The sequence below is a fragment of the Pseudonocardia oceani genome (genome assembly GCF_019263585.2).
In the GTDB taxonomy this organism is placed as follows: Bacteria; Actinomycetota; Actinomycetes; order Mycobacteriales; family Pseudonocardiaceae; genus Pseudonocardia; species Pseudonocardia oceani.
The window spans coordinates 3,794,388-3,818,379 of sequence record NZ_JADQDF010000001.1 but is presented as its reverse complement, the minus strand read 5'-3'; the positions used below and the strand labels follow the sequence as shown (position 1 = coordinate 3,818,379).

The window sequence follows — 23,992 nt, the reverse complement described above, 5'->3', positions numbered from 1 at the left end:
GAGTCTCCTGCTAGGCGAGTGCGCGGACGGTGCGGACGGGAGCACGGGTACCCGCGATCGCCGCGACCATGTCCACCGTACGTCGCGTCGCGGCCACCTCGTGGGCGCGGAACACCCGGCAGCCCGCGGCGGCGGCGAGCGTGGTGGCCGCGAGCGTGCCCTCCAGGCGCTCGTGCAGCTCCACACCGAGCGCCTCCCCCACGAAGTCCTTGTTGGACAGCGCCATCAGCACCGGCCAGCCGGTGGCCACGAGCTCGTCGACGCGGCGCAGCAGCGTGAGGCCGTGGAAGGTGTTCTTGCCGAAGTCGTGGGTGGGGTCGATGAGGATGCCCTCGCGCGGCACGCCGAGCGCGACGAGCCGCTCGGCCTGCCCGACGACGTCGGCGAGCACGTCGGCGACGACGTCGGCGTAGCGCACCCGGTGCGGGCGCCGGCGCGGCACCGCTCCCCCGGTGTGCGAGCAGACGATCCCCGCCCCGGTGCCCGCCGCGACCTCGCCCAGCGTCGGGTCGGCGCCGGCCCACGTGTCGTTGAGCAGGTCGGCGCCCTCGGCCACCGCCAGCTTGCCGACCTCGCCGCGCCAGGTGTCGACGCTGATCACGACGTCGGGGTGGCGGTCGCGGACGGCCGCCACGAACGGGATGACCCGTCGGACCTCCTCCGCCGCGTCCACCTCGTCGCCCGGCCCGGCCTTGACCCCGCCGATGTCGACGATGTCGGCGCCCTCGGCCACCGCCGCGTCGACCTTCGCCATCGCCGCGGCGTCGGAGAACGTGGCGCCGCGGTCGTAGAAGGAGTCGGGGGTGCGGTTGACGATGGCCATCACGAGCGCCCGGTCCTGGGCGGGCTCGCGGGTGCCGAAGCGCATCACGTCCCGATGGTGGCACGCCCGCAGGCGTCGAGCGCGGCGGCGACGTCGGTGGTGACGACGAGCCGGGAGACCGCCTCCGGGGTGACGAAGCCGCGCTCGCCCAGGCCGCGGACCCAGTCGAGCAGGCCCGTCCAGTGCCCGTCCGGGTCGAGCAGGACGACCGGCTTGGCATGCATGCCGAGGTAGCCCGAGGTCCACACCTCGAACAGCTCCTCGCAGGTGCCCAGCCCGCCGGGCAGGGCGAGGAAGGCGTCGGCGTGGACCTCCATCAGCGCCTTGCGCTCGCGCATGGTCTCGGTGACCAGCAGCTCGTCGGACTCCCGGTCGGCCCACTCGCGCTCGACCATCGAGCGCGGGATGACCCCGGTCGTCCGGGCGCCGCCCGCGCGGGCCGCCCGCGCGACCGAGCCCATCATCGACCGCAGGCCGCCGCCGCTGACCAGCTCCCAGCCGCGCGCGGCGATCTCCGTGCCGACCTCGGCGGCGAGGGCGGGGTAGTGCGGCGCGATCGTCTCGATCGACGCGCAGTAGACGCACACCTTCATGACTAGTGCGCGTCCTCCCACGCCTTGTAGGCGTCGTGGACGACGCGGACGGCGTCGTCGACGTCGTCGGTGACGTGGAGCAGCTTGAGGTCCTTCTCGCCGATCTTGCCGTTCTCCAGCACCGACTTGGCGATCCAGTCGTAGAGCCCGCCCCAGTAGTCGCTGCCCAGCAGCACGACCGGGAACTTGGTGACCTTCTTGGTCTGCACCAGCGTCAGCGCCTCGAACAGCTCGTCGAGGGTGCCGAACCCGCCGGGCAGGCAGACGAACGCCTGCGAGTACTTCACGAACATCGTCTTGCGCGCGAAGAAGTAGCGGAAGTTGATGCCGAGGTCGACCCAGTCGTTGAGGCCCTGCTCGAACGGCAGCTCGATGCCCAGGCCGACCGACAGGCCGCCCGCCTCGGAGCAGCCCTTGTTCGCCGCCTCCATCGCGCCGGGCCCGCCGCCGGTGATCACGGCGTACCCGGCCTCGGCGAGCGCGGTGCCCAGCGCGCGGCCCTGGGCGTACTCGAGGTGGTCGCGCGGGGTGCGGGCGGAGCCGAACACCGTGACCGCACGGGGCAGTTCGGCGAGCATCCCGAAGCCCTCGACGAACTCCGCCTGGATCCGCATGACCCGCCACGGATCGGTGTGCACCCAGTCGCTGGGGCCGCGGGAGTCGAGGAGGCGCTGGTCGGTGGTGGTGGCCTCCTTGCGGCGCTCCCCGCGGAGCACGACGGGGCCCCTCTGCTTCTCCTCGGGCCGTTGGTCACCGCGTGGGCTCATGGGCGCCAGGGTAGTGATCGGCTCGGCTCGAGCTGTGTCAGGACAGGAACCGGCGGAGTACGTCCACGGCCTCGGTGATCTGGCGGGTGTCGACGTGCTCCTCGCGGGTGTGGGCGAGGTTGGGGTCACCGGGGCCGTAGTTGAGGGCCGGGATGCCCAGTGCGGCGAAGCGCGAGACGTCGGTCCAGCCGTACTTGGCGCTCGGTGCGGCGCCGGTCGCGGCCACGAACTCGGCCGCCGCGGGGGCCGTCAGGCCGGGCAGCGCGCCCGGGGAGAGGTCGGTGAGCACGAGGTCGAAGCCGTCGAACACCTCGCGGACGTGGCGCTCGGCCGCGGCGGCGTCGCGGTCGGGGGCGAAGCGGAAGTTGACGGTGACGACGCACTCGTCGGGCACCACGTTGCCGGCGACCCCGCCCGCGATCCGCACCGCCTGCAGGCCCTCGCGGTAGACGCAGCCGTCGATGTCGACGTCGCGCGGGGTGTAGGTGGCCAGGCGCTGCAGCACGGGCGTGGCCGCGTGGATGGCGTTGTCGCCCAGCCAGGAGCGCGCCGAGTGGGCCCGGTGCCCGCGCGTCGTGATCTCGGCGCGGAGCGTGCCCTGGCAGCCCGCCTCCACCCCGGCGTTGGTCGGCTCGCCGAGGATGGCGAGGTCGGCGACGAGCCAGTCGCGGTGGTCGCGCTCGATGCGCCCCAGCCCGTTGCGCTCGGCCTCGACCTCCTCGCAGTCGTACAAGACGAAGGTGACGTCGTGGCGCGGCTGCGCGACGGCCGCCGCGAGGTGCGCGATCGTCGCCACCCCGGCCTTCATGTCCGACGTCCCGCAGCCGTGCAGCAGGTGCCCCTCCCGCCGGCTCGGCAGGTTGCCGGCGATGGGCACGGTGTCGAGGTGCCCGGCCAGCAGCACCCGGTGCTCCCGGCCGAGCCGCGTGCGCGCCAGCACGGCGTCGCCGGAGCGGAGGACCTCGAGGTGGGGCGCCTGCTCCCTCAACGCGGCCTGCACGGCGTCCGCCAGCCCGGCCTCGTCCCCGGAGACGCTGGGAGTGTCGACGAGGGCGGCGCAGAGGTCGATCGGGTCGGCGAGGAGGTCGAGGCGGGTCACGGGGCGACGGTACCGCCGGGGCGACCCGTTCCCGGACGGCGACCACGTCCGCACCGGTCCCCGCCGGAGCCCGCCCGGTCCGTCACCAGGTCCCCCTGCCCCTCCCCTTTGCTCTGGGTACCGATACGCACCGCTTGGCAGGCGCTGGTGCGTATCGGTGTCCAGAGCAAAGGGGGCGCGGCGGGGTGACGGGGCGGGGCGGGGCGGGGTGACGGGGCGGGGCGGGTTGTCCACAGGGAGGGGACGTGGGCGCCCCTCTGGCCGGGTAGTCCACAGGGCCGGGCGTCCTGGGCGCCACTCGACCCGACCGGCGGGCAGCATCGGCGCCATGGGCATCGCTCCGGGTGACTTCGACGTCGTCGGTCTGGTCCGCGCCGCACGGCGGCGGGCGGACTGCTCGCAGCGGGAGCTGGCCGAGCGGGCCGGCGTGTCGCACTCGACGATCGCGCGGATCGAGGCGGGCAGGCTCCTCCCGAGCTTGTCGACGCTGCGAGCCGTGCTGGCAGCGGCGGACGTGGCGCTGGTGGCGGTCGACCGCGACGGGAGGCTGCTGGGTCCCATGGAGGAGGACCGCGACGACCTGCGCGACGGCGCCGAGCGGCGCTACCCCTCGCACCTGGACGTTGTGCTGGACCCGGTCGACGGTGAGTGGTGGGGCGATCGGTACGGGCTGAGCCGGCCGCCGGAGACCTTCCACCGGGACCGCCGCCGGCGCGACGCGCAGCGCGCGCGGTCGCGGTGGGAGGTGCGGGTCGCGCAGACCCGCCACCTGCCACCGCCGACGACCGCACGGGAGTGGCTGCGCCGGTACCCGGACTCGTACTGACCGGCACGGGATACCGTCGGTCCGTGAGCACCGCACCGCGCCGCGAGGGCGCTTCCGGCACCGGCCTGGCCACCGTCACCGCCGACGGGACGGTCCTCGACACCTGGTACCCGGCCCCCGCGCTCGGGCCGGACGCCCCGGACGTGATGTCCGACCTCGAGCCGCTCGCCGGGGCCGACGGGGGTCGCGACGTGTCCACCGTCGTCGTCCGCACCGAGATCTCCTCGCTGGCCGACCCGCCCGTCGACGCCCACGACGCCTACCTGCGGCTGCACCTGCTGAGCCACCGGCTCGTCGCGCCGCACGAGGTCGACCTCGGCGGCCTGTTCGGGCTGCTCGCCAACGTCGTCTGGACGAACTACGGGCCGTGCGCCGTCACCGGCTTCGAACTCACCCGGGCCCGGCTCAAGGCGCGCGGGCCGGTCACGGTGTTCGGCGTCGACAAGTTCCCGCGGATGGTCGACTACGTGCTGCCCACCGGCGTCCGCATCGCCGACGCCGACCGCGTCCGCCTGGGCGCGCACCTGGCCGAGGGCACCACGGTCATGCACGAGGGCTTCGTCAACTTCAACGCCGGCACGCTGGGCGCGTCGATGGTGGAGGGCCGGATCTCGGCCGGCGTGGTCGTCGGCGACGGCTCCGACCTGGGCGGCAGCGCCTCGGTGATGGGCACGCTGTCGGGCGGGGGCAAGGAGGTCATCTCCGTCGGCCGCCGCTGCCTGATCGGCGCGAACGCGGGCATCGGCATCTCCCTGGGCGACGACTGCGTGGTCGAGGCGGGCCTCTACGTCACCGCCGGCACGAAGGTCGTGCTGCCCGACGGCACCACCGCCGCCGCCCGCACGCTCTCGGGCCGCGACGGGCTGCTGCTGCGCCGCAACTCGGTGACCGGCGCCGTCGAGGTGCTCCCCCGCACCGGCGACGGCATCGCGCTCAACGCGGATCTGCACAAGAACTGATCTCCGCGACGGGTCGGCACGGCCGGGAACTAGGCTCCGCGGTCGTGCCCACTGCCGCCCCGCGACGCCGCCGCCGCGTCACCGTCGAGTCCCTCGACCTCCCCGCCCCGTTCCTCGCGGCGGCCACCGACGCCCCGCCGCACCACGTGCGCGCCGCCCTGGACCTGCGGCTCCGCGCCATGCTGGCGCACGACCCGGGCACACGGACCGGGGAGGACATCGAGGACCTGCACCAGATGCGGGTGTCGGTGCGGCGCATGCGCGCGGCGCTCAAGGCGGCCCGGCCGCTGCTCGACCCGGTCTGGGCCGACGGCCTCCGCGCCGAGCTGGGCTGGCTCGGCGGCGCACTGGGCCCGGTGCGCGACCTCGACGTGATGCTGCTGCGGCTGCGCGCGGAGGTCGCGGCGCTGCCCGCGGCGGAGCAGGAGGCGGGCGGGGTGCTCGTCGGGGCGCTGGAGGCCGAGCGGGTGGCGGCGCGCGCGGAGATGCTCACCGCGCTCGACGCCCCGCGCTACACCGCGCTGGTGGAGCGCATCGCCGACGCGGTGCGGCTGCCGCTGCCGACGCCGTCGGCCACGCAGGAGCAGCCCGAGCTCGTCGACCTCATCCGCAAGGAGATCGGGCGGATGCACAAGGCCGTCCGCCGCGCCGGGGAGGACCCGCCCGACGCCGAGCTGCACGCCCTGCGCATCCTCGGCAAGCGCGTGCGCTACACCGGCGAGCTGGTGGCGCCCGCCCTGTCCGGCACGCCCACCGGCAAGGCCGTGAAGAAGCTGCTGGGCGCCACCGCCGAGCTGCAGGAGGTCCTGGGCGACCACCAGGACGCGTGCGTGGCCGAGACCCGTATCCGCGGGCTGCTCGACGGCATCGAGGCCGGCACGGGCGAGCTGGACGCCCACGTCGTGTTCGTCGCCGGGCGCCTCGTCGAGCGCGAGCGCACCCGCGCCGAGGCCAAGCGCGGCGAGTGGTGGGCGGCGTGGGAGCAGGTCGTGGCCGTCACGGTGTAGCGGCGTCACGGTGTAGCCGGGCGATCCCCGATCCTCACGATCGCGAACGCCTGCAGCGCCCCCGCGGCCAGCAGGACGGCGATCGCCGCCGGGTAGCTCCGCGTCAGGTCGATCAGCACGCCCATCAGCAGCGGGGCCAGCCCCGCCGCGGTGTAGCCGACGCCGAGCGCGAACCCGCTGGTGGCGGCGCTCGCCGCGCCGTCGGGGGTGCGCCAGGCGATCACGGTGAGCCCGAGCGGGAACCCGGCGCCGACGCCGATGCCCATGAGCACGGCCCAGACCCACGGGCCGAGCACCGGGGGCATCGGCAGGGCGGCCGCACCGACCGTGCCGAGCAGCCCGCACGCCAGCGTCAGCGACGCCCAGAACCGCCACCGCCTGCGCCGCTCGGCCAGCGCGGGCGCGAACAGGGCGGCCGGGATCTGCGTGACGCTCCAGACCGCGAGCAGCAGCCCGGCCTGCGTCGGGCTCCAACCCTGGCCCTCGTAGTAGGGCGCGAGCCAGGTGAGCCAGCCGTAGAACATGACCGACGTGCCGGCCTGGTAGCAGGCGGTGAGCCGGGTGAACGGGTCGCGCCAGGGCAGCAGGCTCCGCTGCCCGGTGCGCTCGGGCACCGGGATGCGCCGCGCGATCGGCGTCCACACCGCGACCGCGACCAGCGCGGGCACCGCCCACACCGCCAGCGACCACGACCAGCCGCCCAGCGCCACCGACAGCGGCACGGCGACCGCGCTCGCGACGGTGGCCCCCACCATCATCGAGACGACGTAGCCGCCGGTCGCGGCGCCGGCCCGCGACTCCAGGTGCTCCTTGACGACCCCGGAGAGCAGCACGCCGGCCAGCCCGATCCCGGCGCCGACGACGAGGCTGCCGCCGATCAGCGACGCCAGCGCGGGGATCCCGCGCAGCACCCCGCCGAGCGCAACCAGCCCGACCGCGCCGCCGAGCGCGCGCTCGCGCCCGAACCGCGCGCCCACCGCGGGCCCGGCGAACGAGCCGACGCCCATCATCAGCACGGCCCCGGCCTGCACCAGCCCGGCGACGCCCGCGGACGTCCCGAGCTCGGCGCGGACGGTCTCCAGCAGCGGCGGGTAACCGGCCAGCGACGCGCGGAGGTTCGCGGCCAGCGCCAGCAGGCCGAGCAGGACCACCCACGGCCGCACCGCCGTGGGTCGGGAGGAGAGCGTCACGGGCTGAGCCGCACCACCGCTGCGTCGATGCGCTCGTCGGCGGCCGTGAGCGCCACGCGCACGTGCTGCGCACCCGCGGGACCGTAGAACTCGCCGGGCGCCACGAGCACGCCCTGCTCGGCGAACGCCCGGACCGTCGTGCGGCCCGGCTCGCCCGCGGTGGCCCAGAGGTAGAGCCCCGCCTCGGAGTGGTCGACGCGCAGGCCCGCCTTCTCCAGCGCGACGCGCAGCCGGGCGCGGCGGGCGGCGTAGACGGCGGCCTGCGCGGCCACGTGGGCGTCGTCCGACGCCGCGGCCTCCATCGCCGCCTGCACGGGCCGGGGGACGATCATGCCGGCGTGCTTGCGCACCTCGAGCAGGCCCGCGACCAGCGACGGGTCACCGGTGACGAACCCGGCGCGGTAGCCGGCGAGGCCCGAGGACTTCGACATCGAGTGGACCGCGAGCAGGCCCTCGTGGGACCCGCCGCAGACGTCCGGGTGCAGGATCGAGGTGGCCCCGTCCGACAGGGACAGGTAGCACTCGTCCGACGCCACGACCGCCCCGCGCTCCCGCGCCCAGGCCACGACCTTGCGCAGGTGCTCGGGCGGGAGCACCTTGCCGGTCGGGTTCGAGGGCGAGTTGACCCAGAGCAGGCCGACGCGCGCCGGGCCGAGGGCGGTGAGGCCGTCGGAGCGGACCGCGGTGGCGCCGGCGATCCGCGCGCCGACCTCGTAGGTCGGGTACGCGAGCTCCGGGATGACGACGGTGTCGCCCGACCCCAGCCCGAGCAGCGTCGGGAGCCACGCCACGAGCTCCTTGGAGCCGATGGTGGGCAGCACGGCGACCGGCTCGACGGTGACGCCGAACCGGCGGGCGAGCGACCCGGCGACCGCGACGCGCAGCGTGGTGGGACCGTGCGTCGTGGGGTAGCCGGGGTCGTCGGCCGCGGGGCCGGACAGCGCGGCCCGCACGGCCGGCGCGATCGGGTCGACGGGCGTGCCGACCGAGAGGTCGACGATCCCGTCGGGGTGGGCCTCCGCCAGCGCCCGGTCCCCCGCGAGGGAGTCCCAGGGGAAGTCGGGGAGCCCGATCACTCGTCGTGCGTCTGCGGCGGCAGGCTCTTCGCCGGCTCGACGTCGAGATCGGTCTTGCCGACCTTGGACGCGCCGCCGGGGCTGCCCAGGTCGTCGAAGAAGTCGACGTTGGCCTTGGTGTAGGCCGTCCACTGCTCGGGGACGTCGTCCTCGTAGTAGATGGCCTCGACGGGGCAGACGGGCTCGCAGGCTCCGCAGTCGACGCACTCGTCGGGGTGGATGTACATCATCCGGCCACCCTCGTAGATGCAGTCCACCGGGCACTCTTCGATGCACGCCTTGTCGAGGAGGTCGACACAGGGCTCGGCGATCACGTAGGTCACGGGTGGGTCCTCCACTCGGGCAGTTCAGGACGGCCCACAGTATGTATCGGCGGAGGCCCCGGGACCCAGCCGGGGCGGTGTGACGCGCGTCGTCGGAGGATGGACCGGTGGATCTCCCCGAGTCGCTCGACGGTCGACGGGTCTCGCTGCGCCACCGCGTCGGCGAGCGCGACGGCCGCCCGCTGCACAGCGACGCCGTCGGCGAGCTGACCCTCGGTGCCGACGCGGTGACGGTGCAGACGCGGCGCGGCCCGGTGCGCGTGCGGCGCGACGCCGTCGTCGCCGTGCGGGCCGTGCCGCCCGCGGTGCCGCGCCGCCCGTCGTGGGCGGTCGTGGCGCGCCTGGAGGAGCTGTGCGCCGACGCCTGGCCCGCGCTGGTCGAGCAGCGCATGGGCGCGTGGCGGCTGCGCGCGGCCGGCGGCTACACCGCGCGCGCCAACACCGCGCTCGCCCTGGGCGACCCCGGGATGCCGGTCCCGGACGCGCTCGACGCCGTGCGCGCCTTCGCCGCCGCCCACGGCGTCCCGCCGCGCGTGACCGTGCCCGCGGGATCGCCGTGGGACACCGCGGTGGGCCGCGCCGGCTGGACCATCGACGTCGGGCACGGCGCCGGGGCGGAGGTCGCCGTGCTGGTGGCCGACCTGCGGACGCTCGACGCCGCGCCGAAGCCGGAGTCGCAGCCGGGGGCGGGGCCGGGGCCGGGGGCGCGGCCGGGGCCGGGGCCGGGGCCCTGGACGGTCACCACCCCCGAGCGCCCCGACGACGACTGGTGGGCGCTCGGGCTGCACGGCGCCCGCCCGACCCCGGTGCAGGCGCACGTCGTCGCGCCGCGGGACGTGCCCACGGCGTACGTGCTGGCCCGCGACGCCGGCGGGGCCGCGGTGGGCCAGGTGCGCGCGTCGGTCGTCGAGGACCACCTGCACCTGGCGTGGCTCGAGGTCGTGCCCGCCGCGCGCCGCCGGGGCCTGGGCACCGACCTGGTCGCTGCCGCCGCGGCATGGGGCCGGGGCCGCGGCGCCCGGTTCGGCGTGCTGCAGGTGGCGCTGCGCAACACCGGCGCCCGCGCCCTGTACGCGTCGACCGGCTGGACCGAGCACCACCGCTACCGGCACCTCGTGCCGGTCAGGTGACCCCGAGCAGCTCCTCGGCCTCGCGCGCCGCGCGCTGCAGCCCCGACCACTCCCCCAGGTACTTGCCGACGGCCCCGACGACGGGGAGGTTGCCGAGCGCGGAGTGGAACCAGTTGCCGTGCGGGCGCTTGTCGAGCTCGCCCTCGACCGACCACAGCGCCCGCCCCAGCCGCCACACGACCGACCCGACGCGCTGCAGCGTGGGCCGGGAGTCGGAGAGGTCGCCGGTGAGCTCGGCGGCGCGGGCGTCGGCCGCCGCGTCGGCCGCCGCGGTCGGTGCCTCCACCACCAGCTCGCGGCGGAACAGCACCCGGCCCAGCAGCCCGACCAGCCGGTCCTCGTCGTGGACGCCGTGCTCGCCGGCGATCGCGACGAGCAGCAGCCCCTGACCGGCGGCACCGAGCGCCGCCGAGACCGGCAGCCGGTTCGCGACCGCGCCCCCGATGCCGGGGACCGCCGCGATCAGCGTGGTGAACCGGCCGACCCGGCGCACCCACCAGCGCGAGCGCTCCGCGGGCCGCATCGACGCCCACGCCGCCGTGCCGGGCACCTCGACCGAGGCCAGGAAGTCGAGGACCTTCTCACGCAGGCCGCGCTCGTCGTCCGCGGGAACGTCCGCCACCCGCGCCCGCAGCCCGAACGGGTCGGTCTCGCGCAGGCCGTCCAGCAGCGGGCGCGTGGCCCGCACGAAGGGCCGCAGCACCGCCACGACCGCGCCGTCGGTGATCGACTCAGCCATCCGGCTCCCCGTCCACCACGCGGCGCAGGGCCCACAGCCCCGCGCCCAGTCCCCCGAGCACGAGCGCGCCCGACTGCCAGTTCAGCGGCACCATCATGTCCCCGCCCGGCCCGGTGACGGCCAGCACGGCCACCACCAGGAACCAGGCGACCAGCGGCGCGCCCGCGACGCCCGGCCGGTCGTCGACCTCGCCCGCGCGCAGCACCAGCCAGGGCAGGATCAGCACCGTCAGGACCACGCCCATCGGCACCGGGATCCCGCCGGAGTGGATCTGCGCGAAGGCGACGCCGAACGCGCCGAGCAGCGCGCCGTCGAACACCAGGAGCACGAGTGCGGCGACGCCGACGACCCGCGACTCGCCCCGTGGCGCGATCTCCCGCGGCACGGTGCCGCCGGGCGCGGGCGCCGTCACGCCCCGTCCCCGAACAGGCCGCCGGGCGGGCCCGCGAACTCCTCGACGTCCAGCAGGGGCTGGGCCACCCCGTTGCTCATCGCGTACGCCACCGCCCCGTCACCCTCCCGCTCCCACACCGAGATCTGCGTGGCGTGCGCCCGCATCGCGGCGATCCTCGCCGCACGCACCCCGGACACGTCCACCCGGGTGGTCACCTCCGCGTCCGGGACGCTCGGCAGGTCGTCGGGCGCGGGCAGCGCGAACGGCACGCCGGGCGTGGCGGCCAACCCGGCGAGGCCCGCGTCGAGGGTCGAGCGGGCGATCACGGTGAAGAACAGCCGTGCGGGCACCCGAGCCACCGCGGCGACGGTGACCTCGTGGGCGCGGACGTGGTCGGGGTGGCCGTAGCCGCCGTCGGGGCCGTAGGTGACCACCACGTGGGGCGCCACCTCCTCCAGCACCGCGACGAGCGCGTCGACCTCCGCCTCGAACGCCCCGGGCGCCGCGAACGCCCGCGGGTGCAGCACCTCGGGTGTGGCGGCGCGCACACCGTGACCGGCCAGGGCCATGCCCGAGTCGCGCCAGCGGCCCGCGCCCCCGAGGAAGCGGTGGTCGTTCAGGCCGAGCGCCGCGCAGGCACCGGCGAGCTCGCCGATGCGGTAGCCGCCGAGCTGGTCGGCCTCCGCCGGCACGAGCCCGGCGAGCGCGGGCGGGATGACCTCGCCCTCCTCGCCGAGGGTGCACGTCACCAGCGTGACGGCGGTGTCGGGGGCCGCCGCGAGCACCGCCATCGTGCCGCCGGTCGTCAGCGTCTCGTCGTCGGGGTGGGCGTGCACGAGCACGATCCGGCGACCCATGCACGCCACCCTAGACGCGGGTCAGTACTCGCCCGGCCGGGGATCGCCCGCGCCGCCGGGCGCCGGCGGCAGCTCCCCGTGGATGATGTCGACGGCATCGGCGAAGTGGCAGGCCGACCGGTGCCCCTGGCCGCGGTCGAGCAGCTCCGGGTAGTCCTCGGCGCAGACGTCCTGGGCCTTCCAGCAGCGGGTGCGGAAGTGGCAGCCCGACGGCGGGTCGACCGGCGAGGGGAGGTCGCCCTGCAGCACGATCCGCTTCTTCCTCCCCCGCAGCGCCAGGTCGTGCGACGGCACCGAGGACAGCAGCGCCTGCGTGTAGGGGTGTGCCGGCCGCTCGTAGACGTCGGTGTTGCTCCCGCTCTCGATGATGCGGCCCAGGTACATCACGTTGACCCGGTCGCTGATGTGGCGCACCACCGACAGGTCGTGGGCGATGAACAGGTAGGACAGCCCGAACTCGTTCTGCAGGTCCTCCAGCAGGTTGATCACCTGGGCCTGCACCGACACGTCGAGCGCCGACACCGGCTCGTCGCACACGATGATCTCGGGCTTGAGCGCGAGCGCCCGGGCGATGCCGATGCGCTGGCGCTGGCCGCCGGAGAACTGGTGCGGGTAGCGGTTGACGAAGTCGGGGTTGAGCCCGACCCGGTCGAGCAGGTCGCGCACCGCCTGCTGCCGGCCCGCCTTCGGCTCCACCTCGGGGTGGATCTCGTAGGGCTCCCCCACGATGTCGCCGACGGTCATGCGCGGGTTCAGCGAGGTGTAGGGGTCCTGGAAGATGATCTGGATCTGCCGCCGCAGCGTGCGCAGTTCCTTGGCGTCCATGGCGAAGACGTCGCGGCCCTTGTAGCTGACCTGACCGGCCGTCGGCTTCTCCAGCGCCATGAGCACCTTGGTCACCGTCGACTTGCCGCAGCCGGACTCGCCGACCAGCCCGACCGTCTCGCGCGGGTAGAGCTCCAGGTCCACCCCGTCGACGGCCCGGACCTGCCCGACCACCCGGCGCCGCACGATCCCCGACCGGATCGGGAAGTGCTTCACCAGACCCGACACCCGCAGCAGCGGCTCGCCGCCGCGGTCGACGGGGGCGACCTTCGTGAGACCGTCCGACTCAGGCATCGAGCACGTCCTTCGCGAAGTGGCACGCACTGCGGCGCCCCGGTCCGACGTCGATCAGCGGCGGGTCCTCGGACCGGCACCGGTCGACCGCCCGGGGACAGCGCGGGTGGAAGGCGCAGCCGACCGGGATGGCGGCCAGGCTGGGCGGCGACCCGACGATCGGCGAGAGCCGGCTCCCGATCTGGTCGACGCGCGGGATGCTGTTCATCAGCCCCACGGTGTACGGGTGAGCCGGGCGGGAGAACACCTCCTCGATGGAGCCGGTCTCCACGATCCGCCCCGCGTACATCACCCCGACCCGGTCGGCGGTCTCGGCGACCACCCCGAGGTCGTGGGTGATCAGGACGATGCCCATCCCGTTCTCCCGCTGCAGGTCCAGCAGCAGGTCGATGATCTGGGCCTGCACCGTGACGTCGAGCGCGGTGGTCGGCTCGTCGGCGATGATCACCGCCGGGTCGAGCGCCAGCGCCATCGCGATCATGACGCGCTGGCGCATGCCGCCGGAGAACTGGTGCGGGTGGTCCTTGACGCGGTTGCGCGCGCCGGGGATCCGCACCCGGTCCATCAGCTCCGCGGCCTTGTCCATCGCCTCCTTCCTCGACGTCCCGCGGTGCACGCGGAACATCTCGGCGATCTGCGCGCCGACGGTGAACACGGGGTTCAGCGCCGACAGCGCGTCCTGGAAGACCATCGAGATCTGCTCGCCGCGCATGGCCCGCTGCTCGTCGGCGGGCAGCGTGAGCAGGTCGGTGCCGTTGAACCGGATCTTCCCGGAGGTGATCCGCGCGGGCGGGCTGTCCAGGATCCCCATGATCGCCTGGGCGCTCACGCTCTTACCCGATCCGGACTCGCCCAGGATCGCCAGGGTCTCGCCCTTGTCCAGGTGCCAGCTCACGTCGCGGACGGCCCGCACGGTGCCGTAGTCGGTGCGGAACTCGACGGACAGGCCGTCGACCTCCAGCAGGTGGTCGCCGGGCGCGCCGTCGGCGGCGCCCGGCTCGGTCAGCGGAAGGTTCACGTCACCGCATCTTCGGGTCGAGGGCGTCGCGCAGCGCGTCACCGACGCTGATGAAGGACAGCACGGTGACGACGAGGAACGCGCCGGGGAACAGCAGCAGGTGCAGGGAGGTCCGCACGTAGTTCTGCGCCTCGCCGATCATCAGGCCCCACGAGATCGCCGGGAGCCGGAGCCCGACCCCGAGGAACGACAGCGTGGCCTCCGCCGAGATGACGGCCCCGATGGTGATCGTGGCGTACACGAGCACCGGCGCGAGCGCGTTGGGCAGGATGTGCCGGGTGATGATCCGCAGGTCGGTGGCGCCGAGCGCCCGGGCGGCCTGCACGTAGTCGGAGTCGCGGATGGCCACCACGCTCGCGCGGACCAGCCGCATCGGCGTCATCCAGGTGAGCAGCAGCAGTGCCAGCGCGACCTGCAGCACCCCGCGCTCGTCGAACTGGTAGAGGATGATGATCGCGCCGAGGATGAACGGCATCCCGTAGAAGACGTCGGCGACGCGGGCGATGACGTTGTCGCGCCAGCCCGGCCAGAACCCGGCGATCGCCCCGAGCACCAGCGCGATGACGAGTGCTCCCCCGACGACGATCAACCCGACGCTGATCGAGGACCGCGCACCGTAGATGACGTTGGCGTAGTAGTCGCAGCCCTGGACGTCGTACCCGAACCAGGCCTCGGCACTCGGGGGTCGACGGCTGCGGGCGAGGTCGCACTGCCGCGGGTCGATGCGGGTGAACAGCTGGGGAACGAGCGCCATCAGCGCGAGCACCGCGATGACGGCCGAGCCGATCAGGAACTGGGGCGAGCGGCGCAGCTGACGCCAGACGTCGCCCCACAGGCCGGCCTGCGCCACGGCCGCGGTGGTCGTGGGTGCCGTCGTCTCGGCGGGCGACCCGTCTCCCGGCGCGGCCGTCCCGCCGTCGCCGGCCTGCTGGTCCGTGCGGGGGCTACTCATACCGGATCCGAGGGTCGAGGGCGGCGTAGAGCACGTCCGCCAGCAGGTTGAAGAAGATGTACACGAAGATCAGGAAGGTGGTGATCCCGACGACCACCGTGCCCTCCTGCGAGCGGACGGCGTCGAACACCGCGCGTCCGATACCCGGCAGGTTGAACACGCCCTCGGTGACGATCGCCCCGCCCATCAGGGTGCCGAAGTCGGCGCCGATGAAGGTGACGACGGCGATCAGGCTGTTGCGCAGGGTGTGCTTGCCGATCACCATCCGCTCGGGCAGGCCCTTGGCCCGGGCCGTGCGGACGTAGTCGTTGCGCAGGTTCTCCGCGAGGCTCGTGCGCAGCAGGCGGGCGACGTAGGCCATCGAGGCGGTGGCGAGCACGAAGCCCGGCAGGAGGTAGCTGTAGAGCCCCTCGTTGGTTCCGCTGATCGGGAAGAGCGGGATCTGCACGCCCAGGAAGTACTGCAGCGTGAACCCGAGCACGAACACGGGGATCGACACCAGGAACGTCGTGCTGACGAGCACCAGGTTGTCGAGGTAGCTGCCGCGGCGGACACCTGCGACGATCCCGGCGATCAGCCCGATCACCGCTTCGATGACCAGAGCGGTGAGGGCGAGCTGCGCGGTGACCGGGAGACGTTGGGTGATCGTCTCGGAGACCGGACGGCCACTGAAGTCGATGCCGAGGTCGCCCTGCAGCAGCCCGCCGATGTACTTGAGGTACTGCACGAAGACGGGATCGTCCAGGTTGTACCGCTCACGCAGCTCCGCGATGACGCCGGGAGCCAGCGGACGGTCACCGGCCAACGCCCGGACGGGATCGCCGGGCAGCGCGTAGACCAGGAAGAAGATGAAGAACGATGCGCCGATCAGTACGGGGATCGCCAGTAGCAGTCGGCGCGCGATGTAGCGGGACACGAGTGGACCTCGGCTTTCGCCTGCCCGGGGACGGGTCGGTCGGAGTGGAACGGTCGCTCGACGTGGCAGGGGGCGCGGCCCGGAATCGACCGGACCGCGCCCCTGTGCCGGCGGGAACTCAGCCGTTCACCGTCACATCGGTGAGCACGATGTCGGTGGCGAACGGGCTGAACTGCACGTTGTCGACGTTCTCCGAGTGCCCGCCCTGGGAGACCGAGAAGAAGATCGGCATGACCGGCAGCTCGGTCAGCACGATGTCGTCGGCCTGCTGGTACAGCGCGACCGCTTCCTCGTTGGTGGATGCGGCGTTGGCCTCCGCGACGAGTCGTTCGACCTCCGGGTTGGAGTAGAACGGGTAGTTCGACCCGGCCGGCGGCAGGCCCGCGCTGGTGAACAGCGGTCCGAGGAAGTTCTCCGGGCTCGGGTAGTCCATGCTCCAGCCGAGGCGGAAGGGACCGGTCATGCCCTGCTCCTCGGCCAGCGGCAGGTACTGGGCGAAGTCCAGGTCACCGCGCAGCGAGTAGGTGATGCCGAGGTTCTGCTGGAGCTGGTTGCCCACCGCCTGCACCCAGGCGTCGTGACCGGCGCCGGAGTTGAACCACAGCTCCACCGGCTGCGAGGTGTCGAAGCCCGACTCGGTCAGCAGCTGCTGCGCCCGCGCCGGGTCGTACTGGCAGAACTGGCAGGCGTCGGGGCGGTGCCCGTCGATCGTCGGCGGGATGATGTCGTAGGCCGGGGTCCGGGTGCCGGAGAAGATCGCCTCGGTGATCGCGGGGCGGTCGACGGCCATGGAGAAGGCCTGCCGGACGCGCGGGTCCTGGAACCGCGGGTCGTAGACCGGGAAGCCCATGAAGGTGAACGACGAGGCCTCCCGCTCGAAGAACCGGTCGCCGAGCTCGTCGGGCGCGATGGTCGCCAGCTCCGGCGGGACCTGGTAGCGGAACACGTCGAGGTTGCCGCCGATGAGCTCGTTGTAGGCGGTGTTGACGTCGGAGATCAGCCGGACGTCGATGCCGCCGGCCTGGGCCGGGTTGTCACCCGCGTACTCCTCGAAGCGCGACAGCGTGATGCCCTGGCCCGGGACGTACTCGGTGTCGGCCTTGAACGGGCCGTTACCGATGGGCTGACGTCCGAAGGCGTCCGGGTCGGCGAAGAACGCCTCCGGCAGCGGCGAGAACGGCGTGTAGCCGGTCATCAGCGGGAACTGCGAGAAGGGCGCGGACAGCTGCACGGTGAAGGTGAGGTCGTCGACGACCTGCAAGCCCTCCATGGCCGGCTTCGGGTTCTCGCCGTCGTAGCCGGCGATCTTGCTGAAGAAGTAGGCCCCGCCCTGGGCGTTCTCGACGTTCGCCGTGTAGTTCCAGGCGTCGACGAAGGAGCTCGACGTGATCGGCGAGCCGTCGTGGAAGGTCCAGCCGTCCTTGAGGGTGACCGTGAAGGTCGTGTTGTCCTCGGTCTCGATGGACTCGGCCACGGCGCCGTACTCGATCTCGACGGTCTCGGTGTTGTAGCTCACCAGCGGCGTGAACAGCGCGCGGATGACCTGGCCGCCCTCGCTCTCCGTGGTGTTGCCGGGCACCAGCGGGTTCTCCGGGTCGCTGTTGATGTTCAGCGAGAAGGTGCCGCCCCCGGGAGCTCCCGCTCCCCCACCCTCGGACGAGCCACCCCCGCCACAGGCCGCGAGCATCAGCGCGGATGCCACGCCGAGCGCGACAACCGAAGCAACCCTCGATCTCGTCATGCTTTGTTCCTGACCTCTCTCTGCTGGACGCCCGGTCGGGCGGCCTTCCTCGCACGAGCCGGTGCCCATCTGTGTCGGGGCGGCTCGCCGAACCCACGGGACGGTAGGGAGCGGTTCGGGACTCGTCACCCGCGGCCCTGCCATCGTGACCAAAGGGTGATCGGAGTTGAACCCTGCGCCGACAACAACCTACCTGTTGGTAACTACGGTTGGCGCCGGGGTGTCACCCCGGCTCGCTCCACCGTGCGGCGCCCGCCAGGGGGCCTTCGGTGAGCGGGCCCGGCCCGACGCCCGTGGCGGCGTCGGCCGCCCCGCTGCTGACGACGAGCGCCACCGGCTGGAACAGCGGCAGCGCCGGGAGCTGCGCCCACAGCACCTGCTCCGCCGTCGCGAAGCGCGCCGGGTCCTCGGTGCCGCTGCCGGTGGCGAGGGACTCCAGGAGCAGCTGCAGTGCCGGGAAGCAGAACCCGGTGGGCGACGCCGGGGGGTCGGGCACGAGGTCGGTGGGCAGCGCGCAGCCGTAGTCGGACGCGAGCTCGGTGCCGGGGTCGCCGCCGACGGTGCGCGGGCCCACGACGACGTCCACCGGCACTCCCCCGCCGGCCGGCGGGGCCGCCGCCGGGGAGGTCGGCGCACCCGGCGACGGGGACGAGGACGGGGAGGTCGTGCTCGTGGAGGGCCCGGTCGTCGTGGTCACCTCGCCGGCGGGGACGGTGGCCTGCACCAGCACCTCCGCCGCGGGCGACTCGACGGCGACGGCGTCGATCCCGGCGACCGTCAGCTGGGCGGCGACGAGGCGCGCCACGCGGCCGTCCTCGGGGCGCTCCTCGGCCGAGCCGATCACGAGCGCCACGGGCGCGCCGTCGACGGCCCAGTTGCCCGAGGTGTCGCGCGTCCAGCCCGCCGACGCCAGGAGCTGCTCCGCGGCGATCGGGTCGGGCCGCGCGGGAGCGCCCTCGGGCGCGCTCGCCGCGTAACCGGGCTCGGACGGCGCCCGCCCGAAGGCGTCGGCCGGCAGCGACTCGGGGGCGACCGAGAGCCGGATCGCCTCGCGGTCGAGAAGGGCGGCGACGCCCCGCCGGGCGCGCGGGTCGCGCAGCGGGCCGTCGTCGGCGCGCAGGCCGAGCTGGGTGACCGTCGGCAGCGGCGCGAGCTGGGTGCGCGGTACCGGCGTCAGGCCGCCCAGGGCCGTGCGGACGGCCGGGTCGGCCTCGGTGAGCGCCACGTCGACGTCGCCGACGGCCAGGCCCGTGGCCATCGCAGCGTCGTCGAGGCGGCGCAGGACCAGGGTGTCGAGGACGGCGGGGGTGTCCCAGTAGGTGTCGTTGCGGGCGAGCACGACCTCGCCGCGCCCGGCGTCGACGGTGGCGATGCGGAACGGGCCGCCCGAGGCGGGCAGGCCGCCGGTCGTGGCGCCGATCCAGGAGCCGGGGGCGTCCTTGAGCAGGTGGGCGGGCAGCAGGTCGGCGAACAGCTCGCGCCACGCCGGGTAGGGCTGGTCGAACACGACGTCGACGGCCTTGCCGCCCGCGCGCGAGCGCACGTCGGTGATGAGCCGGTAGCCCGCGCCGTCGGACACGCCGGGGTCGGCGCGCATCTGCTCCCACAGGTAGACGAAGTCCTCCGCCGCGATGGGCGTGTTCGTCGACCAGGACGCCTCCAGGTTGAGCTCGTAGCTCACCGTGAAGGGCTCGGTGGACACGACCTCGGCGCTGGTGGCGATGGTGCGGTCGAGCTGCGGGACGCCGTCGGCGCCGGGCCGGAACACCGAGGGGAGCACGAGCGCCGCGACGGCCGTGGTGAGCGGCGAGGAGTGGGCCAGCAGGTGCGGGTTGTACCCCGCCCCGAGGTCCTCGACGCCGACCACCAGCTCCGTGGGCTCGAGCTGCGCGGTGGGCTCCGGCGCGGTGGGCGCGGGCTGCGGCGACGGGACGGCGGTGCAGGCGGCCAGCACGACCGCCAGCAGGGCCACCACCAGCGCGCGCGTCACCCGGTCATCCTGCCACCGAGGAGTGACGCGCCCGTCAGCCGGTGGCCTGCTTCGCGCGCGAGCGCTGGCGGTTGCGCAGGTGCGAGTCGAGCTCGACCTTGCGGATCCGCACCGACTCCGGCGTCACCTCGACGCACTCGTCGTTGGCGCAGAACTCCAGGCTCTGCTCGAGGTTCAGCACGGTCGGCGGCGTGAGCTTGACCAGCTCGTCGCTCGTCGACTTGCGCATGTTCGTCAGCTTCTTCTCGCGGACGATGTTGACCTCGAGGTCCTCGGCGCGCGTGTACTCGCCGATCACCATGCCCGCGTAGACCTGCGTGCCGGGGCCGATGAACAGGACGCCGCGGTCGGCGAGCTGCTCCACGGCGTAGCCGGTGACGGGGCCGGTGCGGTCGGCGATCAGCGAGCCGCGGAGGCGGTTGTTGATCTCGCCGACCCACGGGCCGTAGCCGTCGAAGACGTGGCTGACGATGCCGGCGCCGCGCGTGATCGTGAGGAACTCGGTGCGGAAGCCGATCAGGCCGCGCGAGGGCACCCGGTAGTCGAGACGGACGCGGCTCTCGCCGTGCACCATCTGGCTCATCTCGCCCTTGCGGCCCGCGAGGAGCTGCGTGACGGCGCCGAGGTGCTCGGTGGGGACGTCGGCGGAGAGCTGCTCGAACGGCTCGTGCAGCTTGCCGTCGATCATCTGCGTGACGACCTCGGGCTTGCCGACGGTCATCTCGAAGCCCTCGCGGCGCATGGTCTCGACGAGGATGGCCAGCGCCAGCTCACCGCGGCCCTGCACCTCCCACGCGTCGGGGCGCTCGGTGGGCAGCACGCGCAGCGACACGTTGCCGATCAGCTCGGAGTCGAGGCGGCCCTTGACCTGGCGGGCGGTGAGCTTGGTGCCCGGGCGCGGGTCGCGGCCCACGAGCGGGCTCGTGTTGATGCCGATGGTCACCGAGATGGCGGGCTCGTCGACGTGGATGCGCGGCAGGGCGACCGGGGTCTCCGGGTCGGCGAGGGTGTCGCCGATGGTGACGTCCGGGATGCCGGCGACGGCGACGAGGTCACCGGCGTAGGCGGCGTCGGCCGGCACGCGGGTGAGCGCCTCGGTGCGCAGCAGCTCGGTGATCTTGACGCGGGTGACCTTGCCGCCGTCCTGCATCCAGGCGACCTGCTGGCCGCGGCGGATGACGCCGGCGCGGACGCGGCACAGCGCGATGCGGCCGAGGAACGACGAGGCGTCGAGGTTGGTGACGTGGGCCTGCAGCGGCGCGTCGGCGTCGTCGGCGGGCGGCGGGACCGTCTCGGCGATGACGTCGAAGAGGCTCTCGAGGCCCGGCTCGTCGGGGAGGTCGCCGTCGGCGGGGCGGTTGCGGGACGCGCGCCCGGCGCGGCCGCTCGCGTAGACGACGGGGAGGTCGAGCAGGCGCGAGGTCATGGTCTCGTCGAGCTCCAGCTCGTCGGCCAGCTCCAGGAGCAGCTCGAGGCTCTCGTCGACGACCTCCTCGCAGCGGGCGTCGGGGCGGTCGGTCTTGTTGACGACCAGCACGACCGGCAGCCCGGCGATCAGCGTCTTGCGCAGCACGAAGCGGGTCTGCGGGAGCGGGCCCTCGGAGGCGTCGACGAGCAGCACGACACCGTCGACCATCGAGAGGCCGCGCTCGACCTCACCTCCGAAGTCGGCGTGGCCGGGGGTGTCGACGACGTTGAGCGTCATCCCGTGCCAGTTGATCGCCGTGTGCTTGGCGAGGATCGTGATGCCCTTCTCGCGCTCGAGGTCGCCGGAGTCCATGATCCGGTCGACGACGGCGGCGCGCTCACCGAACGCGCCGGAGGCGCGCAGCATGGCGTCGACGAGGGTGGTCTTCCCGTGGTCGACGTGCGCGACGATGGCGACGTTGCGCAGCGCGCCGTCCCCGCGGGTCACGCCGGGGCCTGCGGGTGCGGACGAGATAGCGGTGCTCACCTGTTCACGGTAGCGGTCCGTCCTCTGGCCTTCGCCCAGGTGTGAGCCTAGGCTCCCCTCACCATGGGCAAGGTGAAGAAGAAGTGCTGCCGCTCGAAGCCGAAGCGCTGCTCCAACTGCCCGGTCGTCGCACTGCGCCTGCGCAGGATCGAGGACAAGGGTCTGCAGGGCAAGGAGCTCCGGCGGGCGGTCAAGGCCGCACGCGTCTACTGAACCGATCCGCCCGCCCCGGCCCGGTGAGCGGCGGCGTTACGGCGACGGGCGGTTGCCGGACGCGGTTCGGCCGGTCGGTGCAGTGACGGGGGTCTCCGGCGCTCCCGGCCCCTCGACGTCGAGCGCCGACGCTCCGCGGCCGCCCGTCGGGGCCGGGCCACAGGTCCCCACACCCTTCTCCTCCTCGGGCGTCGGCGACGACCGAGCGTGACCAAGGTCACGTCATCGTCAGGGCCGGATCCACGTGCCGGACGCCCCCGACCGCCGCCGCGATCCCCGCGAGCACGGTCCCCGGCCGCTCCACGAGGTCGTGGAAGGTCCAGCGCAGGAGCGTCCAACCGGGTGCGAGCGCGTCGCTGCGCCGCTCGCCGGCACCCGGGTCTGCGCGCCACGCCCACCCGTCGACCGCGACGGCGACGCGCGCCTCTGGGAACACGACACCCGCGGCCGGGACCGCGCGCCATCCTGTTGTCCCGGAGGCGCGCAGGACCCGCAGGAGGAGATCCTCGGCGACGGGCGCGGAGCGGTCGGCGGCGGCCGCGAGGAGCTGCCCTGCCCGCGCCGAGCCGGGGTTGCGGCACTGCGCCGCGTGCACGGCGGGGAAGCGGACCACGCGCTGCAGCGCGTGGTCGAGGAAGCCGTCCCCGAGCTCGACCGCCGTGTCCAGCACCGTGAGCGGCTCGGCGGTGATCCGGAGGCCGCGCAGGACGGTGACGTCGTCGGGGTGCAGCGCGCGGCGCCGGACGTCGACGGTGGGCCGGCTGCGCGGGGTGCGGTGCGGCGGCACCGCCACCCGCACCGCGGGCGGCGGGTCGTCGACGATGCCGTGCCACCACGCCGCGGCCCGTCCCGTCAGCACCGCGTCGTCCCCGGCCCACAGCACGGCGGCGCGGACGGCGGCCTCGTCGCCGTGCCGGTGCCCCGCCGCCAGGTAGACCTGCGGGTGCAGCGACGTCCAGCGCCGGCGGCGGACGAGGTGGTCGACCGCGGCGGGCGGCAGGCCCGCGCGCAGCGCCTGGTCGCGGGAGAGGACGCCGGCCTGGCGGGCCAGCAGGGAGACGACCGTCATGACCGCACTCGACGGCTCCCCGGGCCCCGCGGTTCCGCTCCCCGCCGGATCGGGTGCGCCCGCGAACGGTCAGGCGAGCAGGGCGACGAGGTCGGCGACGACGGCGCGGTCCGCCCCGACCCAGTCGACGGCGGCGACCTCACCGGCCGCCACCCAGCGCAGCGCCGCGTGCTCCAGCGCCCGCGGCGGCGGGGCGGCGCCAGCGGGGCGGGCGGTGTGGACGCGCAGCACGCCGGCGGCGATGCGCAGGTCGGTGGCGATCCGCTCCCCGACGACGACCGTCGTGCCCAGCTCCTCGCGGCACTCCCGCACCACCGCCGCGGCCTCCGACTCCCCCGCCTCGACCCGCCCGCCCGGCAGCTCCCACAACCCCGCGAGCTCCGGTGGCCGCGTCCGCTGTGCGGCGAGCACACGTCCGTCGTGGACCAGGGCCGTGGCGACGACGACCTGCGACGCCGCCATCGCCCGCGCCGTCGCCGTGATCGCCGCGGCGCGCGCGGCCAGCAGGTGCCCGGCGTCGTCGGCGGTCAGCTCGGCGTCGGCGCTCACCGCGTCGCCGGTGGTCACCGCGTCGCGCATGCGGGTGCCGTCGCCGTCGGGGGTGAGCACGACGGTGAGGCTGATCGCCGGGCCTGCGGCCGTCAGGCCGTGCTCGGAGACGCGGCCGACCCGCAGCTCACCCCGGGTCCCCGTCCGGACCCGGTGACCCGCGGCCAACCACCGGGCGGGGGCGACGAACCCGTCGAACACCGCCGCCCAGGTCCTCGCGTCGCGGACCGCCCCGGCCACCGTGCGCGGGGGCGCGGGGATCAGCGTCTCGAGGCGGAGGACGGGCACAGGGTGATGGTGGCAGGAGTGCGCATCCGGCGACGTCGGCGGGCGTGGGGGGCGGGCGGCGGCGGGCGGCGGCGGGCGGCGGCGGGCTCGCCGGGCACGGTCGGCTGGGGCGGGGTGGCCGGGGTGGCGACGGGCGGATCGGCCTTGATCGTCAGGAGTGGTCGGACGGGGCCACTGATGACACTTCTCGCCCACTCCCGGCGATCACTCCCGTCCGCCGCCCGCCCGCGCCTCGTGATCGCCAGGACCGTCACTCCAGCGTCCTTCCGCGACCGTGAGGGCGCGCTCCTGCCACCCGCGAGCCGGTGATCACCGGAAGTGCGTCGTGGCGGTCGTCGGCGGGGCCGTGGCGGTGCGATCTCGACGATCACCGGGGACGGCCAGCGCCATCTGGCCTTGA

At 74.4% G+C, this 23,992-nt stretch carries 24 protein-coding genes; 5 read left to right on the top strand and 19 right to left on the bottom strand.

The window, feature by feature from the left end:
• Positions 1 to 10 precede the first annotated feature (10 nt).
• From folP to dapE, 4 genes are read right to left on the bottom strand one after another with little or no spacing between them, the layout of a single operon-like run.
• Positions 11 to 868, bottom strand: a complete 858-nt coding sequence (gene folP, locus I4I82_RS19210; protein WP_218592682.1) for a dihydropteroate synthase — start codon at positions 866 to 868, stop codon at positions 11 to 13.
• A complete protein-coding gene (locus I4I82_RS19205; RefSeq protein WP_218592672.1) occupies positions 868 to 1,416 on the bottom strand; it encodes an LOG family protein in 549 nt (182 codons plus the stop codon). The genes folP and I4I82_RS19205 overlap by 1 nt, the downstream gene beginning before the upstream one ends.
• Positions 1,417 to 1,418: 2 nt before the next feature.
• On the bottom strand, positions 1,419 to 2,183 hold the full coding sequence (locus I4I82_RS19200) for an LOG family protein (RefSeq protein ID WP_172154471.1): 765 nt from the start codon (positions 2,181 to 2,183) through the stop codon (positions 1,419 to 1,421).
• Between the two features lie 37 nt (positions 2,184 to 2,220).
• Entirely contained in the window at positions 2,221 to 3,282 is a 1,062-nt protein-coding gene (gene dapE / locus I4I82_RS19195; protein ID WP_218592671.1) for a succinyl-diaminopimelate desuccinylase, read from the bottom strand.
• A gap of 328 nt (positions 3,283 to 3,610) precedes the next feature.
• On the opposite strand from dapE, the gene I4I82_RS19190 reads away from it, so the two are divergent.
• Genes I4I82_RS19190 through I4I82_RS19180 form a run of 3 tightly spaced genes read left to right on the top strand, consistent with a single transcriptional unit; the run spans position 3,611 to position 6,074 of the window.
• Positions 3,611 to 4,108: a helix-turn-helix domain-containing protein gene (locus I4I82_RS19190; RefSeq protein WP_218595916.1), complete on the top strand. Its 498-nt coding sequence runs from the start codon at positions 3,611 to 3,613 to the stop codon at positions 4,106 to 4,108.
• Positions 4,109 to 4,131: 23 nt separating this feature from the next.
• Positions 4,132 to 5,067, top strand: coding sequence for a 2,3,4,5-tetrahydropyridine-2,6-dicarboxylate N-succinyltransferase (gene dapD, locus I4I82_RS19185; RefSeq protein ID WP_218593978.1), 936 nt, complete (start codon positions 4,132 to 4,134; stop codon positions 5,065 to 5,067).
• A gap of 44 nt (positions 5,068 to 5,111) precedes the next feature.
• Positions 5,112 to 6,074 carry a CHAD domain-containing protein gene (locus tag I4I82_RS19180; RefSeq protein WP_226370141.1) on the top strand — a complete coding sequence of 321 codons (963 nt, stop codon included), beginning with the start codon at positions 5,112 to 5,114 and terminating at the stop codon, positions 6,072 to 6,074.
• A 5-nt stretch (positions 6,075 to 6,079) separates the two neighbouring features.
• Here I4I82_RS19180 and I4I82_RS19175 read toward each other — a convergent pair whose 3' ends face one another.
• From I4I82_RS19175 to fdxA, 3 genes are read right to left on the bottom strand one after another with little or no spacing between them, the layout of a single operon-like run.
• Positions 6,080 to 7,264, bottom strand: a complete 1,185-nt coding sequence (locus I4I82_RS19175; RefSeq protein ID WP_218593979.1) for an MFS transporter — start codon at positions 7,262 to 7,264, stop codon at positions 6,080 to 6,082.
• Complete coding sequence (gene dapC / locus I4I82_RS19170) at positions 7,261 to 8,340, bottom strand: succinyldiaminopimelate transaminase (protein WP_218593980.1); 1,080 nt, start codon at positions 8,338 to 8,340, stop codon at positions 7,261 to 7,263. Before dapC ends, I4I82_RS19175 begins: the two co-directional genes overlap by 4 nt.
• Positions 8,337 to 8,663, bottom strand: a complete 327-nt coding sequence (gene fdxA, locus I4I82_RS19165; RefSeq protein ID WP_218593981.1) for a ferredoxin — start codon at positions 8,661 to 8,663, stop codon at positions 8,337 to 8,339. Before fdxA ends, dapC begins: the two co-directional genes overlap by 4 nt.
• A 107-nt stretch (positions 8,664 to 8,770) precedes the next feature.
• Here fdxA and I4I82_RS19160 point away from each other — a divergent pair, with 107 nt between their 5' ends.
• Positions 8,771 to 9,793: a GNAT family N-acetyltransferase gene (locus tag I4I82_RS19160; RefSeq protein WP_226370140.1), complete on the top strand. Its 1,023-nt coding sequence runs from the start codon at positions 8,771 to 8,773 to the stop codon at positions 9,791 to 9,793.
• Here the strand turns inward: I4I82_RS19160 and I4I82_RS19155 are convergent.
• The 10 genes from I4I82_RS19155 to typA all read right to left on the bottom strand — a co-directional run bounded on the left by I4I82_RS19155 (position 9,786) and on the right by typA (position 21,473).
• Positions 9,786 to 10,532 (bottom strand): hypothetical protein, encoded by a 747-nt coding sequence (locus tag I4I82_RS19155; protein ID WP_218593414.1) that lies wholly within the window; start codon positions 10,530 to 10,532, stop codon positions 9,786 to 9,788. The genes I4I82_RS19160 and I4I82_RS19155 overlap by 8 nt on opposite strands.
• The gene (locus I4I82_RS19150; RefSeq protein WP_218593413.1) at positions 10,525 to 10,944 is read right to left on the bottom strand and encodes a hypothetical protein; all 420 of its coding nucleotides are present in this window, start codon (positions 10,942 to 10,944) and stop codon (positions 10,525 to 10,527) included. Before I4I82_RS19150 ends, I4I82_RS19155 begins: the two co-directional genes overlap by 8 nt.
• Entirely contained in the window at positions 10,941 to 11,783 is an 843-nt protein-coding gene (gene mshB, locus I4I82_RS19145) for an N-acetyl-1-D-myo-inositol-2-amino-2-deoxy-alpha-D-glucopyranoside deacetylase (protein WP_218593412.1), read from the bottom strand. Before mshB ends, I4I82_RS19150 begins: the two co-directional genes overlap by 4 nt.
• 21 nt (positions 11,784 to 11,804) lie before the next feature.
• Positions 11,805 to 12,902 carry an ABC transporter ATP-binding protein gene (locus I4I82_RS19140; protein ID WP_218593411.1) on the bottom strand — a complete coding sequence of 366 codons (1,098 nt, stop codon included), beginning with the start codon at positions 12,900 to 12,902 and terminating at the stop codon, positions 11,805 to 11,807.
• Complete coding sequence (locus I4I82_RS19135) at positions 12,895 to 13,920, bottom strand: ABC transporter ATP-binding protein (RefSeq protein WP_226370139.1); 1,026 nt, start codon at positions 13,918 to 13,920, stop codon at positions 12,895 to 12,897. The genes I4I82_RS19140 and I4I82_RS19135 overlap by 8 nt, the downstream gene beginning before the upstream one ends.
• 1 nt (position 13,921) lies before the next feature.
• Positions 13,922 to 14,872, bottom strand: a complete 951-nt coding sequence (locus I4I82_RS19130) for an ABC transporter permease (protein WP_218593410.1) — start codon at positions 14,870 to 14,872, stop codon at positions 13,922 to 13,924.
• Complete coding sequence (locus I4I82_RS19125; RefSeq protein ID WP_218593409.1) at positions 14,865 to 15,788, bottom strand: ABC transporter permease; 924 nt, start codon at positions 15,786 to 15,788, stop codon at positions 14,865 to 14,867. The genes I4I82_RS19130 and I4I82_RS19125 overlap by 8 nt, the downstream gene beginning before the upstream one ends.
• 118 nt (positions 15,789 to 15,906) lie before the next feature.
• Positions 15,907 to 17,529 (bottom strand): peptide ABC transporter substrate-binding protein, encoded by a 1,623-nt coding sequence (locus tag I4I82_RS19120; protein WP_218595914.1) that lies wholly within the window; start codon positions 17,527 to 17,529, stop codon positions 15,907 to 15,909.
• 223 nt (positions 17,530 to 17,752) lie between these two features.
• Positions 17,753 to 19,519: an ABC transporter substrate-binding protein gene (locus I4I82_RS19115; protein ID WP_218594024.1), complete on the bottom strand. Its 1,767-nt coding sequence runs from the start codon at positions 19,517 to 19,519 to the stop codon at positions 17,753 to 17,755.
• 34 nt (positions 19,520 to 19,553) lie between these two features.
• Positions 19,554 to 21,473 carry a translational GTPase TypA gene (gene typA / locus I4I82_RS19110; RefSeq protein WP_218594023.1) on the bottom strand — a complete coding sequence of 640 codons (1,920 nt, stop codon included), beginning with the start codon at positions 21,471 to 21,473 and terminating at the stop codon, positions 19,554 to 19,556.
• Positions 21,474 to 21,536: 63 nt separating this feature from the next.
• Here typA and I4I82_RS19105 point away from each other — a divergent pair, with 63 nt between their 5' ends.
• On the top strand, positions 21,537 to 21,686 hold the full coding sequence (locus tag I4I82_RS19105) for a hypothetical protein (RefSeq protein ID WP_218594022.1): 150 nt from the start codon (positions 21,537 to 21,539) through the stop codon (positions 21,684 to 21,686).
• A gap of 217 nt (positions 21,687 to 21,903) precedes the next feature.
• Here I4I82_RS19105 and I4I82_RS19100 read toward each other — a convergent pair whose 3' ends face one another.
• On the bottom strand, positions 21,904 to 22,755 hold the full coding sequence (locus I4I82_RS19100) for a type IV toxin-antitoxin system AbiEi family antitoxin domain-containing protein (RefSeq protein ID WP_218594021.1): 852 nt from the start codon (positions 22,753 to 22,755) through the stop codon (positions 21,904 to 21,906).
• Between the two features lie 69 nt (positions 22,756 to 22,824).
• Positions 22,825 to 23,592 (bottom strand): (deoxy)nucleoside triphosphate pyrophosphohydrolase, encoded by a 768-nt coding sequence (locus tag I4I82_RS34645; protein ID WP_275948780.1) that lies wholly within the window; start codon positions 23,590 to 23,592, stop codon positions 22,825 to 22,827.
• Positions 23,593 to 23,992: the final 400 nt, after the last annotated feature.

What these genes read in the sequence shown, in the direction of transcription:
- folP (WP_218592682.1), bottom strand. Translation starts at nt 868, where the DNA reads ATGCGCTTCGGCACCCGCGAGCCCGCCCAGGACCGGGCGCTCGTGATG.
- I4I82_RS19205 (WP_218592672.1), bottom strand. Translation starts at nt 1,416, where the DNA reads ATGAAGGTGTGCGTCTACTGCGCGTCGATCGAGACGATCGCGCCGCAC.
- I4I82_RS19200 (WP_172154471.1), bottom strand. Translation starts at nt 2,183, where the DNA reads ATGAGCCCACGCGGTGACCAACGGCCCGAGGAGAAGCAGAGGGGCCCC.
- I4I82_RS19190 (WP_218595916.1), top strand. Translation starts at nt 3,611, where the DNA reads ATGGGCATCGCTCCGGGTGACTTCGACGTCGTCGGTCTGGTCCGCGCC.
- I4I82_RS19155 (WP_218593414.1), bottom strand. Translation starts at nt 10,532, where the DNA reads ATGGCTGAGTCGATCACCGACGGCGCGGTCGTGGCGGTGCTGCGGCCC.
- mshB (WP_218593412.1), bottom strand. Translation starts at nt 11,783, where the DNA reads ATGGGTCGCCGGATCGTGCTCGTGCACGCCCACCCCGACGACGAGACG.
- I4I82_RS19140 (WP_218593411.1), bottom strand. Translation starts at nt 12,902, where the DNA reads ATGCCTGAGTCGGACGGTCTCACGAAGGTCGCCCCCGTCGACCGCGGC.
- I4I82_RS19130 (WP_218593410.1), bottom strand. Translation starts at nt 14,872, where the DNA reads ATGAGTAGCCCCCGCACGGACCAGCAGGCCGGCGACGGCGGGACGGCC.
- I4I82_RS19120 (WP_218595914.1), bottom strand. Translation starts at nt 17,529, where the DNA reads ATGACGAGATCGAGGGTTGCTTCGGTTGTCGCGCTCGGCGTGGCATCC.
- I4I82_RS19105 (WP_218594022.1), top strand. Translation starts at nt 21,537, where the DNA reads ATGGGCAAGGTGAAGAAGAAGTGCTGCCGCTCGAAGCCGAAGCGCTGC.
- I4I82_RS19100 (WP_218594021.1), bottom strand. Translation starts at nt 22,755, where the DNA reads ATGACGGTCGTCTCCCTGCTGGCCCGCCAGGCCGGCGTCCTCTCCCGC.